Genomic DNA, 12,304 nt, shown 5'->3' on the forward strand with positions numbered 1-12,304 from the left:
TGCTATTTTTTGTTGTATGATCGAAATTTGTTACTATTTTTGTTGAATAAATTAAGTGACGCCCGACTTTGCATTCGCCCAGATACGATAAAAAAAGCACAAGTGCGCTTGTTGCGCACCTGTGCCTGGTAGTCCCGACGGGAATCGAACCCATATCGTAAGAACCGGAATCTTATATTCTATCCATTGAACTACGGGACCGGGTGTGCAAAGATGCAAAAATTTTTTTAATATTCGAAAAAAAATGCGAGAAAAGCAGAATAATTGGCAAAGAATCGAGGCCGTAATCAAGTGGGCGAATATGTCGACCAACTATTTTGCGCGATATATCGGCTTGGCGCGCGGCGAAAACCTCTATCAGATAAAGCGGGGCAACAACGGCATTTCGCTGGACGTCGCCGACCGTATCGTCAGCAAATTCCCCCAGGTCGACAAACTCTGGCTGCTGACGGGGGAGGGGCAGATGTTCTCCGAGGAGCGGATACGCGGCGCGCAGATACCTTATTATAATGTGGATGTCGAACAGGGCATCGCACATCTGGAACATCTCGAGGCCGAGAGCAACCTCGTCGTGCCTCCGGTGGGGGCGTGCGACCTGGCGATGTGCTATACGGGGCGTGCGATGGGAAACATCGTGCCGCCCGGAACGGTCGTGCTGCTGAAAGCCGTGGACCGCGATGCAATTATTCCCGGGGGTGAATATGTGATAGTCTGCCGAAAAATTGTAACTTTGCGGATAGTTCGGGCCGCCGATGAGGAGGGCAAAGTCCGCCTGGTGGCCGGGGATCGGGAGAATTACGATGACATCGTTTTGAACGTCAACGATATAGTCTCGGTCTACAAAGTGAAGGGAAAATTGATTATAAACAGTTGAAGAGTATGTTTTCAGGCATCGTGGAACGTACGGCGGAAGTGGTTTCGATCCGCACGGACCGTCAGAACAAGGATTTCACGCTCCGGGCGGATTTCTGCAAGGAGTTGAAAATCGACCAGAGCATAGCACATAACGGCGTATGTTTGACAGTTGTGGACATCACGGAGGACACCTACACCGTGACGGCCATGAAGGAGACGCTCGACAGGAGCAACCTCGGGTTGCTGCGCGAAGGCGATCTGGTCAACCTCGAACGGTCGATGAAACCCGATGCCCTGCTCGACGGGCACATCGTGCAGGGGCACGTCGACCAGACGGCGGTCTGCACGGCGAAGGAGGATGCCGACGGAAGCTGGTACTTCACCTTCGAGTACGAGCCGCAGGGCGCCGGACTTTGCACGGTCGAGAAAGGTTCGGTGACGGTCAACGGCGTGAGCCTCACGGTCTGCGACTCGAAAGAGAGCAGTTTCCGGGTGGCGATCATTCCCTACACCTTCGAGCACACGAATTTTTGCCGCATCGAAGTCGGTTCGGTCGTGAACCTCGAATTCGACATCGTCGGCAAATACATCGCCCGGCTGATGCAAAACTACATGAAGTAAGCCTATGGTACACATCAAGACAAAGGAGGGCGCGTCGCTGTGGATCGCCCTGCTCGCCACGGCGATCGTCGCCGTGGGTATGGTTATACAGCATATCGAATGGTGGATCACGCTCTGCACGTCGGTCGGGGTGTTCGTCGTGGTGGCGCTCGCGGCGCTGTTCATCATCCGCAAGTACGTGGCTTACAAACTCAAGCCGATCTATTCGATCGTGCTTTCGCGCGACGTGCACACCAACGAGATCTTCTCGGAACTGAAGGACAAGCGCGTCGAGAACATCGGCGAGGAGCTGACGGCCTGGGCCGACACCAACGACCGGGAGATCGCCCGGCTGAAAGAGGCCGAGTGCTTTCGCAAGCAATATCTGGGCAACGTGGCCCACGAACTGAAAACCCCGATATTCAATATCCAGGGATATATTTCGACGCTGCTGGACGGAGGGCTGGAGGACGAACTGATCAACCGCAAATACCTCGAACGCGCCGAGAAGAGCATCGACCGTCTGATCAACATCGTCAACGACCTCGACACCATTTCGAAACTCGAAAGCAGCATGAACAAGCTCAATCTGGAGCGATTCGACGTGGTGGCGCTGGCCAAGGAGATCGCCGAGCAGGCCGAGATGGAGGCCGACAGGAAGGAGATCCGGATTTCGGTCAAGGGGACCGACAACCTGCCTTCGCCCTTCTGGGTGCTGGCCGACAAACACTACATCGGGCAGGTGTTCGTCAACCTGATCATCAACTCGATCCGCTACGGCAAGGAGGGCGGGCAGACCCGCATCCGTTTCCGCGACATGCTGGATAAAATTCTGATCGAGGTGGAGGATAACGGTTCGGGTATTGCCAAGGAGGACCTGCCGCGTGTGTTCGAACGCTTCTACCGTACGGACAAGGGGCGGTCGCGGGAGCAGGGCGGCACGGGACTCGGGCTGGCCATCGTCAAACATATCGTCGAAGCGCACGGCGAACGGATCACGGTCCGCAGCGAACTCGGCGTGGGCAGCACGTTCTCCTTCACGCTGAAGAAGGTGAATTTGCAGGAGATGAAATAGAATGTACGAAATCCGGAGTAAGATCCGTTAGCATTTCGGTCTGAATTCCGGTTGCGTCGCGACAAGTCCTTTACGTGGGTCGTTTGAGAGACGGCTTTCGGACGAGAGGCGCGGGGCGTACGCCGTCTCCCTCCCCGAAAGAGGGGTGGGGTGGCAGATTCGAATGCGACGCCGGAGGCGGCGACTGTGACCGCCCGAAAAGGAATCGGGGCTGAATAATAAAGAAACAACTTAAATAAATGATTCTACAACCTCTTTCCGTTGTCTGGAATTTCGATCCGGTGCTGTTCAGCATCGGGTCGCTCGACATCCGTTATTATGGGCTGATGTGGGCGCTGGCCATTCTGATCGGCGCGAAATTCTTCGATAACTTCGTCAATCGCGAAGGACTTCCCGCAAAGGTCTCGGAGTCGATTTTCATTTACGGAACACTCGCCACGATCCTCGGCGCGCGGCTCGGCCACTGTCTGTTCTACGACACGATGGAATACCTTTCGAAGCCGTGGACCATCATCACGGGATTTCGCGACGGAGGAATGGCCAGCCACGGCGCGGCCATAGGCCTGCTGATCGGGTTGTGGCTCTTCTCGCGCCGCAACAAACTGCCTTATATCTGGTCGCTGGACCGCATTATGATTCCGGTGGGCATCGGCGGTGCGATCGTGCGGTTGGGCAACCTGTTCAACTCGGAGATTTTCGGCCAGGCGACGACCCTGCCGTGGGGCTTCGAGTTCGTCCGTTCGCACAAGTGGGTGGCCGAGTTCGCCCCTGCGGCGGTGCACCCGACGCAGATTTACGAGGCGCTCTGCTACCTGGCGACTTTCGGCATCCTCTGCTGGCTCTATTACAGGAGGGACATTGCGCGCCGCCGTCCGGGCATTCTGTTCGGAATCGGCCTGATCGGTACGTTCCTCACGCGCTTTTTCATCGAGTACATCAAAACCGAGCAGGAGCCTTTCGAAGTGGGCTGGGCTTTGGACATGGGCCAGTGGCTCAGCATTCCCTTCATCCTGCTGGGAATCTATATGATCTGGCGGGGCGCGACCCGGCCCGGAACCGTTCCGGGTCCGGTGCCGAAAGCCCCGGCCGCAACGCCTAAAAAGAAGAAAAAATGAACGCGAACCCGATGGAAGAGCAGATCGGCAGGCTTGTCGGCAACCTGCTGGCCGGCGGCGGGGAGATTTTTCTGCCCGGCGTAGGCTCGCTCTACACCGAGCGGCAGGGAGCCAGGCGGCTCAACCGGCGAACCGTACTGCCGCCGAGCCGCACGGTGGCCTTCACCTCGCAGCAGCGGGGCGTGTCACTGGTCGACGAGATTGCCCGCGTCATGCGTGAGGCCGGCGGATACGAAAATCCCGAAGCCGAGGCGCAGGCCGTTTACGACCGCTGGATCGCCCGGGTGCACCGGGCCGACCTGCTGACCGTCGAGGGCGTCGGAGAGCTGAAATTCAAGAATTTTATCCCCGACGAGGCGTTCGACCTCCGGCTGAATCCGCAGGGGCGCGAACCCGTGCGGGTTCGTGTGCAGCGTCGTTTCGACTGGCCGCTGTGGGTCGGCATCGCGGCAATCGGGATTGCGGCGGTCTACGGCGGGCGGGAGTTCCTGCTGCTCTATCCGGAGGCGCCGGAAGCGGCGGCCGTGACGGAGATTCCCGCTGCGTCCGACAGCTTCGGGACCGTCGAAGCGCCCGATGCTTTGGTCGAGGCTCCTCCGACGGAACGGTCTGTGGCCGGGGAGTCCGCTGCGCAGGCGGGGGGCGCGGCTTCGGGGGCTTCCGTTCCCGACGCAGCCCCGGAACCGGAGATCGCCGAAACGCATCCGGCGCAGGAGCAGGACGTCCCGACGGCGTTGCTTTCGGGCCGCCACTATGTCGTGCTGGGGGTTTTCAGCACCGAAGAGAACGCCCGGCGCGCCGTGCGGGAGACCGAGGCCAAGGAGTCGGCGCTCCGTTGCCGGATTTACCGTTTCGGGGGGAAATTCATGGTTTCGCCCTTCTCGTCGGACGATGCCGGAGCCTGTGCGCAGTTCATCCGCGTGCAGGACGGGCGTTTCCCCGACATGTGGACCTACACCGCCCGCTGATGGCCCTTGCAGAGTTGATAATCCGGGTGATTGACTGGTTTTACATCCGGCCCGTCGCCGCGGTCCTGCCCCGGCAGGTGTTCCGTTACGTGGTCTGCGGCGGTGTGACCTACATCCTGTTCGATCCCGTCTGCTATTTCCTCTTTTACAATTTCATCGTGGCGCACCGCTACGTCGACCTGGGATTCGTGGTCGTCTCCCCGCACATCGCGGCGATGATTCTCGTCTTTCCGTTCACCTTCTTCGTGGGCTTCTGGCTCAACCGTTACGTGGCGTTCCGCCGGTCGCCGATCGGGGCCGGGACGCAGCTTCTGCGCTACCTGCTTTCGGTGGCGGGGTCGGTGCTGCTGACCTATGCGGGGCTGAAGTTCTTCGTGGAAGTCTGCGGCGTGTGGCCCACGCCGGCGAAGATGGTCACGACGCTGCTGACGACGGTTTACAGTTTCCTCGCAGCCAAATATTTCACCTTCCGCCACGCGGAAAAACCGGAATAGACAAGAATCTGAATTCCATTCATAGCCGAACGACTTTTCGTGTCGTCGGGAGCGGACTTTCAGGCCGATTTTTGCAGAATGCCCGATTATGAATTGTGAATTGTGAATTGTGAATTCTGATTCCGGTTCTCCTCCCGCAGTTTCTGGAGTTCGTACATCCGGTCGCGGAATTTCGCCGCGGCGAGGAAGTCCAGCGATTTGGCCGCGCGTTCCATCTCCTCGCGGGCCTTGTCGATCAGCGCGTCGATGTTCTCGCTGGCCGTGTAGTTTTTCTGTACGTCGGCCGCCGCCGCGTAGTGGTCTTCGGCGATGGGGTAGGCCGTCATGTTGACCTCCGACGTGTCGACGCGGCCCGCCAGCAGCGCGCTCTGTCCCGAGCCGCTCTTCTGCGCCTGCCGCGGCAGCATTTCGTGCTCCATGTTGTAGCGCACCTGCTTCTCGCGGCGGCGGTTGCTCTGCTCGATGGCGTAGCGCATCGAGTCGGTGCAGGTGTCGGCGTAGAGGATCACGTTGCCCTGCGAGTGGCGCGCGGCGCGTCCGGCGATCTGCGTGAGCGACCGGACGTTGCGCAGGAATCCCTCCTTGTCGGCGTCGAGGATCGCCACGAGCGCCACCTCCGGCAGGTCGAGTCCCTCGCGCAGCAGGTTCACGCCTACCAGCACGTCGAACATCCCGGCCCGCAGGTCTTCGAGAATCTGGATGCGCTCCAGCGTGTCGACGTCCGAGTGGATGTAGCGGTTGCGTACGCCCACGCGGTCGAAGTATTTCGAAAGCTCCTCGGCCATGCGTTTGGTGATGGTCGTCACGAGCACCTTGTCGTCGTTCTTCACGCGCTTGTCGATCTCCCCGATCAGGTCGTCGATCTGGTTCAGCGTCACGCGCACCTCCAGCGGCGGGTCCACCAGCCCCGTGGGGCGGATCAGCTGTTCGACGATCACGCCTTCGCTCTTCATCAGCTCGTAGTCCGCGGGCGTGGCGCTCACGTAGATCGACGTGCCCTGCAACTGTTCGAACTCCGAGAAGGTCAACGGGCGGTTGTCCTTGGCCGCCGGGAGGCGGAAGCCGTACTCCACGAGGTTCTCCTTGCGGGCGCGGTCGCCGCCGAACATGGCGTGGACCTGCGGCAGGGTGACGTGGCTCTCGTCCACGACCATCAGGTAGTCCTTCGGGAAATAGTCGATCAGGCAGAAGGGGCGCGTCCCGGCGGCGCGGCCGTCGAAGTAGCGCGAGTAGTTCTCGATGCCCGGGCAGTAGCCCAGCTCCTTGATCATTTCGAGGTCGTACTCCACGCGCTGCTTGATGCGCTGCGCCTCCATCGGACGCCCGGCGCGTTCGAAGAACTCGATCTGCTTGCCCAGGTCGAGGTAGATCTGCTGCACGGCGGCGTTGATGCGCTCTTTGGTCGTCACGAACAGGTTCGTGGCGTAGAGCGTGATGCTGTCGAGAGAGGCGATGCGCTGTCCCGTGACGGGGTCGATCGACTGGATGGCCTCCACCTCGTTGTCGAAGAACATCACGCGGAAGCACTGGTTGCCGAACTCGCCGAAGGCCGCCATGATGTCCACCGTGTCGCCGTTGACGCGGAACGTCGCAGGCTCCAGCTCGCGTTCGGTGCGGGTGTAGAGCGCCTCGACCAGCTTGTAGAGGAAATGCTTGTAGCTGACGACCTGCCCCACCTTGATGTTGATGGCCGTGGCGTGGAAGTCCGCCGGGTTGCCCGCGCCGTAGAGGCACGAGACGCTCGACACGACGATCACGTCGCGGCGGCCCGACAGCAGCGTGGCGACCGTGCCGAGGCGCATCTTCTCGATCTCGGCGTTGATCTGGAGGTCTTTCTCGATATAGGTGTCCGTCGAAGGCAGGTAGGCCTCCGGCTGGTAGTAGTCGTAATACGACACGAAATATTCCACGGCGTTCTCCGGGAAGAAGTTGCGGAACTCCCCGTACAACTGCGCCGCGAGGGTCTTGTTGTGGCTCAGGACCAGCGTCGGACGGTTCAGCCGCGCGATGACGTTGGCCACCGTGAAAGTCTTTCCCGAACCCGTCACGCCCAGCAGCGTGTTGTGTTTGGACCCGTGTTCGATCGAGCTGACGAGCTGCCCGATCGCCTCCGGCTGGTCGCCCATCGGGGCATAGTCCGATACTAACTTGAAATCCATAGATGCAAAGGTAGTGAAGAATTAAAAATTAAGAATTAAAAGTCGCGAATTATTTCCTCGTGTTCGAATCTCATGCCGAAGAAGTGCGGGGACATCGGATGGAAGACGGCGGGCGGAGAATAATTTTTAATTCTTAATTTTTAATTCTTAATTCGATTATTCGTACCTTTGTAGGCTATGATCGACCGGGAAACAGTAGACCGCATTTACGCCGCCGCCAATATCGTGGATATTATCGGCGAATACGTCACGCTCAAACGAAAGGGCGTGAACTATGTCGCGTGTTGTCCTTTCCACAACGAGAAGACCCCGTCGTTCGTAGTCTCTCCTTCGAAAGGCCTTTATAAATGTTTCGGTTGTGGGAAGGGCGGTAATGCCGTGACTTTCGTAATGGATCAGGAAGCCACAACCTATGCCGAGGCGCTGAAGATGGTGGCCAAGCGTTACGGCATCGAGGTTAAGGAGGAAGCGTTGACCGAAGAGGAGGTGCGCCGCAACGACGACCGCGAGTCGATGTTCGCCCTGAACGGCTGGGCCGCGGAGTACTTCGCCAATTACCTCCACCGCGAGACCGAAGGGCAGAGCGTGGGCCTGGCCTATTTCCGTCAGAAGCGCGGCATGACCGACGCCACGATCCGGAAATTCGGACTGGGATTCTGTCCCGCCAAAGGCGACCGGATGTCGAAGGACGCCCTGGCGGCGGGTTACAAGCAGGAGTTTCTCGTCTCGACGGGGCTTTCGCTGCAACGCGAGAGCGACGGGTCGCTCTACGACCGCTTCCGCGACCGCGTGATCTTCCCCGTGCACAACATTTCGGGGCGCATCGTGGCGTTCGGAGGCCGCACGCTGCGCACCGACAAGCAGGTGGCCAAGTACCAGAACTCCCCCGAGAGCGAGATATACAGCAAGAAACGCGAACTTTACGGTCTCTATTTCGCCAAGAAGGCCATTCAGCAGCAGGATTTCGCCATCATGGTCGAAGGATACACCGATGTGATTTCGATGCATCAGGCAGGGGTCGAGAACGTCGTGTCTTCGTCCGGCACGTCGCTTACGACGGAGCAGATACGCCTGCTGAACCGCTTTACGAAGAATATCACGGTGATCTACGACGGCGATTCGGCGGGCATTCACGCCTCGCTGCGCGGTATCGACATGATCTTGAAGGAGGGCATGAACGTGCGCGTGGTGCTGCTGCCCGAGCCGGAGGACCCCGATTCGTTCGCGCGCAGCCATACGGCATCCGAGTTGCAGGAGTATATCCGCGCCAACGAGCAGGACTTCCTGGAGTTCAAGGCCAAACTGCTGTTGCAGGACGCCGAGGGCGACCCGATCCGCAAAGCGGCGCTGATCGCCGACATGGTGCAGTCGGTGTCGGTGATTCCCGATCCGATTCAGCGCTCGGTCTACATCAAGGAGTGCGCGCGGATCATGGACATCGACGAGCAGATACTCATTTCGGAGGTGGCGCGCAAGCGCATGACCACGTCGGGCGACCGCGAGACCGACGAGTTCCTGCGCCGTCAGACGACCCTCCGGCAGCGGGAGGCGCAGCAGCCCGGGGTGGAGTTCGTCAAACAGGTCGAGGCGGGGAGCAGTTTCGAGACGCTGGAGCGCGAGATCGTGAAATACCTGCTCAAGTACGGGCACTGCTCGTTCGATTTCAAGGAGGGCCGGACGATGGTGGCGTGCAACGTCGCGGAGGTGATTTTCTCGGAGCTCAGCGACGACAACATCGCCTTCCGCAATCCGGTCTACAACAAGATCATGGCGGCCTACCGCGAGCAGTGGGCGCAGCTGGGGACGGGGGTGGAGGTTCCGGCGCACGTCTTCCTGAACCATATCGACCCCGAGGTGTGCAACATGTCGGTGGACATCCTCACCTCGGACGACAACTATGTGGCCAGCGAGCTGTGGCGGCGTAAGGAGATCCACATCGACACCGACGCCGAGATGCTGGCCGTGGGGGTTCCGAAGGCCGTGACGCTCTACAAGTCGAAGGTGATCGAGGCGCTGATCAAGGAGTTGCAGGGCCGGCTGGGCGACGAGAACATTTCCGACGAGGAGATGCGCGACGTGGTGCAGCGGCTTACGGCCTACAATCAGGTCAAAGTAACGATTGCAAATAAAATACAACGATTGATTTTATAACCCGTATTTGACGGGCCGCATTGAAGGGAGACTTCGGGATAAGGATTTTTAAAGAAAAAGGGGGCGGGTCTCGGGTCGTACACGCATCACTGCGCATACCGTGTGCAAACAGAAAATAAACAGAAAGATGTGTAAAACATATCAAAGATAAAAGAATTAGTTACCTTGACCGATTCCCACCCCCGCAATTAAAATCGCAATTTGTGTGCCGTTTTTGAGTATTATGAGTGAACAGAAAAAGATAAATATCCGGAACAAGCGCGCGACGTTCGACTATGAGATTCTGGAAGAATACGTTGCGGGCATCGTGCTCGTTGGAACGGAGATCAAGTCCATCCGCGCCGGTAAGGCCTCGATGGTCGATACGTTCTGTTATTTCGACAAGGGCGAACTGTGGGTGCGCGGCGTCAACATCGCCGAATACGCCTGGGGAACGTGCAACAACCACGTGCCGCGCCGCGACCGCAAGCTGCTGCTCACGGCCCGCGAACTGGACAAGTTGCAGCGCGCTTCGCAGGACAAGGGCCTGACGATCGTGGGCCTGCGGCTGTTCCTGAACGAGCGCGGCCTGGCGAAGGTCGTCGTGGGGCTGGCCCGCGGCCGCAAGTCGTACGACAAGCGCGAATACCTCAAGGAGAACGATGCCCGGCGCGAGATGGATAAGGCGATGAAAAACTACCGGTAATGATAAAGGCTATATTTTTGGACGTCGACGGAACGCTGATCAGCTTCAAGACCCACCGGGTGCCCGCTTCGGCGCTCGAGGCGTTGCGTGAGGCCCATGCGCGCGGCGTGCAGCTGTTCATCGCCACGGGGCGCGCGGCGGCCGATCTGGCCGATCTGGAGGCGATTCCCTACGACGGCGTGGCGGCGCTCAACGGCGCCGACTGCCTGATGCGTGACGGCCGCGTCGTGGCCCGGCATCCGATTCCGCGCGCCGACTTCGAGAAGTCGCTCGCCTTGTCGGCGGAGCTGGATTTTCCGGTCGGGTTGGAGTTGAACGACGGAGTTTTCGTCAACCGCGTGACGCCCGAAGTGGTGCGTCTGGCGGAGATGGTGGCGCATCCGGTCCCCGAACAGGTCGATCTGCGGGCGCTTTTCGACCGGGGAGACTGCTGCCAGATGTGCTTTTATTTCGATCCCGAACTCGAAAAGAGGGTGATGGCCGAACTGCCGTCGCTCGTGGCGTCGCGCTGGTGCCCGATTTTCGCGGACGTCAATGTCCGGGGTGTCGACAAGGCGACGGGCATGGCCGAGTTCGCCGCGCATTTCGGCTTTGCGAACGGCGAGACGATGGCTTTCGGCGACGGCGGCAACGACGTGGCGATGCTGCGGGCCGCAGGCGCGGGCGTGGCGATGGGCAACGCATGCGACGAGGCGCTCGCCGCCGCGGACTATGTGACGGCTTCGGTCGACGACGACGGAATCCGGCGCGCATTGGAGCATTTCGGGGTGATATAGCGTCTGCGTTCCGGCGGATAATCCGGGTTGCGTCGCGACGAGTCCCTTCCGAGGGAGGGCAGATTTGCAAACGACGCCGAAGGCGGCGACAACCGCCGATGGTGGCGAGAAAACGATAGGATAACTTATGAGTTTAATACTTGCTATTGAGACCGGAACGGACATCTGTTCCGTGGGCATCGCCAAGGACGGCGAACTGCTGTCGCTGCGCGAGAGCGACGAGGGGCGCGACCACGCCCGCAAGGTCGGCGTGTTCGTCGACGAACTGCTGCGCGAGACGGACATTGCGCCCGACGAACTCGACGCCGTGGCTGTGGGTAAGGGACCCGGATCGTATACGGGACTGCGCATCGGCGTGTCGTTCGCCAAGGGATTGTGTTACGGGTTGCAGAAGCCGCTGGTGGCCGTCGGGTCGCTGGATGCGCTGGCCGAGGTGGCCCGCGAGGACTACGAGGCGGGGATTCTCGCCGTAGATGACTGGTCGAACGCCTTGCTGTGTCCGATGGTCGACGCCCGGCGCATGGAGGTCTATGCGCAGGTTTTCGACGCCGAAGGGCGTCCGCAGAGCGAAGTTTCGGCCGAGGTGGTCGACGCCGGGAGTTTCGCCGCCTTCCGCGGTCAGGGGCGTCCGTTCGTGATCTTCGGCAGCGGGGCGCGCAAATGCGCCGGCATCCTTTCCGACGCGGTGTGCGTGGAGGTGACCCCGTCGGCCCGCGGGCTTGCCCGGCTCGCCCAGCAGGCCCTCGACGAAGGCCGCACGGAGGACATCGCCTATTTCGAGCCGTTCTATCTGAAGGATTTCGTCGTTACGACATCCCGCAAGAAGTTGTTTTGAGCGGTTGCCGGCAGTATGACCGAGGCTGACCTGATACGGCTCCTGTCGGAGCGGTTCCACGGCAATTTCGCCGACGAGACGGCCCGGAGGGTGCGCGATGCCGGGGCTGTGGATCTGTTGTACGAGGTGGCGACCGCGCCGCATCCGGAGCTGCCGGGACCTGTCCGGCAGAAGGTGCTGTTCCGCGGCGCCTATGTGCTCGAACGGATCTATTTCGACGCCCCCGAGGCGTTCATGCCCCGTGCCGAATCCTTTTGCCGGGTCGATTTCGCGGCGTGCGCCAACGCCAGCGCGCAGCGTCATTTCGGGAAGATCATGGCCGACCTGCTGGGGCGTTATGCGCCCGAACCCGGCGATCTGGAGCGGATCGCCGAAACGGCCGCCGGATGGGCCGTGTCGCCGGAGGCGAAAGTCGCCGTGAAGGTCTGGGCCGTGGAGGTCCTGAAACGCTGCCGGGAGCGTGTCGGCTGGGTCGCCGAATTGTGGGACGACATCGTGGAGACGGTGGCCCTCGACGCTACGCCGGGCATCGAAAGCCGGATGCGCAAAAGCTGGAAAACGAGGTCGTAACTGGGTCGGAGCAAAATAAAA

Annotated in this window: 12 protein-coding genes and 1 tRNA gene; 11 read left to right on the forward strand and 2 right to left on the reverse strand. The window is 60.1% G+C overall.

All coding sequences use genetic code 11. The features are described 5' to 3' along the window. Positions 1 to 126 precede the first annotated feature (126 nt). Positions 127 to 201: transfer RNA gene (locus DWW03_RS10390), tRNA-Arg, on the reverse strand. Positions 202 to 244: 43 nt separating this feature from the next. Here DWW03_RS10390 and DWW03_RS10395 point away from each other — a divergent pair. The 6 genes from DWW03_RS10395 (at position 245) to DWW03_RS10420 (ending at position 5,107) form a co-directional block, all read left to right on the forward strand. Continuing rightward, positions 245 to 874: a hypothetical protein gene (locus DWW03_RS10395; protein ID WP_022061963.1), complete on the forward strand. Its 630-nt coding sequence runs from the start codon at positions 245 to 247 to the stop codon at positions 872 to 874. A gap of 5 nt (positions 875 to 879) precedes the next feature. Further along, positions 880 to 1,476, forward strand: coding sequence for a riboflavin synthase (locus tag DWW03_RS10400; protein ID WP_015547206.1), 597 nt, complete (start codon positions 880 to 882; stop codon positions 1,474 to 1,476). A gap of 4 nt (positions 1,477 to 1,480) precedes the next feature. Next, positions 1,481 to 2,530 carry a sensor histidine kinase gene (locus DWW03_RS10405; protein ID WP_015547205.1) on the forward strand — a complete coding sequence of 350 codons (1,050 nt, stop codon included), beginning with the start codon at positions 1,481 to 1,483 and terminating at the stop codon, positions 2,528 to 2,530. Between the two features lie 242 nt (positions 2,531 to 2,772). Then, positions 2,773 to 3,645 carry a prolipoprotein diacylglyceryl transferase gene (gene lgt / locus DWW03_RS10410; RefSeq protein WP_118406742.1) on the forward strand — a complete coding sequence of 291 codons (873 nt, stop codon included), beginning with the start codon at positions 2,773 to 2,775 and terminating at the stop codon, positions 3,643 to 3,645. Further along, entirely contained in the window at positions 3,642 to 4,613 is a 972-nt protein-coding gene (locus tag DWW03_RS10415) for a hypothetical protein (protein ID WP_022061966.1), read from the forward strand. Before lgt ends, DWW03_RS10415 begins: the two co-directional genes overlap by 4 nt. Then, a complete protein-coding gene (locus DWW03_RS10420; RefSeq protein WP_022061967.1) occupies positions 4,613 to 5,107 on the forward strand; it encodes a GtrA family protein in 495 nt (164 codons plus the stop codon). The genes DWW03_RS10415 and DWW03_RS10420 overlap by 1 nt, the downstream gene beginning before the upstream one ends. 86 nt (positions 5,108 to 5,193) lie before the next feature. Here the strand turns inward: DWW03_RS10420 and uvrB are convergent, their stop codons facing one another. Further along, positions 5,194 to 7,266, reverse strand: a complete 2,073-nt coding sequence (gene uvrB / locus DWW03_RS10425) for an excinuclease ABC subunit UvrB (protein WP_022061968.1) — start codon at positions 7,264 to 7,266, stop codon at positions 5,194 to 5,196. Between the two features lie 177 nt (positions 7,267 to 7,443). Here uvrB and dnaG point away from each other — a divergent pair, with 177 nt between their 5' ends. The 5 genes from dnaG (at position 7,444) to DWW03_RS10450 (ending at position 12,283) form a co-directional block, all read left to right on the forward strand. Then, positions 7,444 to 9,417 (forward strand): DNA primase, encoded by a 1,974-nt coding sequence (dnaG, locus tag DWW03_RS10430; RefSeq protein ID WP_022061969.1) that lies wholly within the window; start codon positions 7,444 to 7,446, stop codon positions 9,415 to 9,417. A gap of 223 nt (positions 9,418 to 9,640) precedes the next feature. Continuing rightward, the gene (gene smpB, locus DWW03_RS10435; RefSeq protein ID WP_015547199.1) at positions 9,641 to 10,102 is read left to right on the forward strand and encodes an SsrA-binding protein SmpB; all 462 of its coding nucleotides are present in this window, start codon (positions 9,641 to 9,643) and stop codon (positions 10,100 to 10,102) included. Then, a complete protein-coding gene (locus DWW03_RS10440; RefSeq protein WP_022061971.1) occupies positions 10,102 to 10,878 on the forward strand; it encodes a Cof-type HAD-IIB family hydrolase in 777 nt (258 codons plus the stop codon). The genes smpB and DWW03_RS10440 overlap by 1 nt, the downstream gene beginning before the upstream one ends. Positions 10,879 to 11,005: 127 nt before the next feature. Further along, positions 11,006 to 11,713: a tRNA (adenosine(37)-N6)-threonylcarbamoyltransferase complex dimerization subunit type 1 TsaB gene (tsaB, locus tag DWW03_RS10445; protein WP_015547198.1), complete on the forward strand. Its 708-nt coding sequence runs from the start codon at positions 11,006 to 11,008 to the stop codon at positions 11,711 to 11,713. Between the two features lie 15 nt (positions 11,714 to 11,728). Then, on the forward strand, positions 11,729 to 12,283 hold the full coding sequence (locus DWW03_RS10450) for a hypothetical protein (protein ID WP_118406736.1): 555 nt from the start codon (positions 11,729 to 11,731) through the stop codon (positions 12,281 to 12,283). Positions 12,284 to 12,304 lie beyond the last annotated feature (21 nt).

It is taken from the genome of Alistipes sp. AF14-19 (assembly GCF_003461645.1).
GTDB lineage: Bacteria > Bacteroidota > Bacteroidia > Bacteroidales > Rikenellaceae > Alistipes > Alistipes shahii.

Coding starts and splice junctions, on each gene's coding strand:
- DWW03_RS10395 (WP_022061963.1), top strand. CDS start 245: ATGCGAGAAAAGCAGAATAATTGGCAAAGAATCGAGGCCGTAATCAAG.
- DWW03_RS10400 (WP_015547206.1), top strand. CDS start 880: ATGTTTTCAGGCATCGTGGAACGTACGGCGGAAGTGGTTTCGATCCGC.
- DWW03_RS10405 (WP_015547205.1), top strand. CDS start 1,481: ATGGTACACATCAAGACAAAGGAGGGCGCGTCGCTGTGGATCGCCCTG.
- DWW03_RS10415 (WP_022061966.1), top strand. CDS start 3,642: ATGAACGCGAACCCGATGGAAGAGCAGATCGGCAGGCTTGTCGGCAAC.
- DWW03_RS10420 (WP_022061967.1), top strand. CDS start 4,613: ATGGCCCTTGCAGAGTTGATAATCCGGGTGATTGACTGGTTTTACATC.
- uvrB (WP_022061968.1), bottom strand. CDS start 7,266: ATGGATTTCAAGTTAGTATCGGACTATGCCCCGATGGGCGACCAGCCG.
- dnaG (WP_022061969.1), top strand. CDS start 7,444: ATGATCGACCGGGAAACAGTAGACCGCATTTACGCCGCCGCCAATATC.
- smpB (WP_015547199.1), top strand. CDS start 9,641: ATGAGTGAACAGAAAAAGATAAATATCCGGAACAAGCGCGCGACGTTC.
- DWW03_RS10440 (WP_022061971.1), top strand. CDS start 10,102: ATGATAAAGGCTATATTTTTGGACGTCGACGGAACGCTGATCAGCTTC.
- tsaB (WP_015547198.1), top strand. CDS start 11,006: ATGAGTTTAATACTTGCTATTGAGACCGGAACGGACATCTGTTCCGTG.
- DWW03_RS10450 (WP_118406736.1), top strand. CDS start 11,729: ATGACCGAGGCTGACCTGATACGGCTCCTGTCGGAGCGGTTCCACGGC.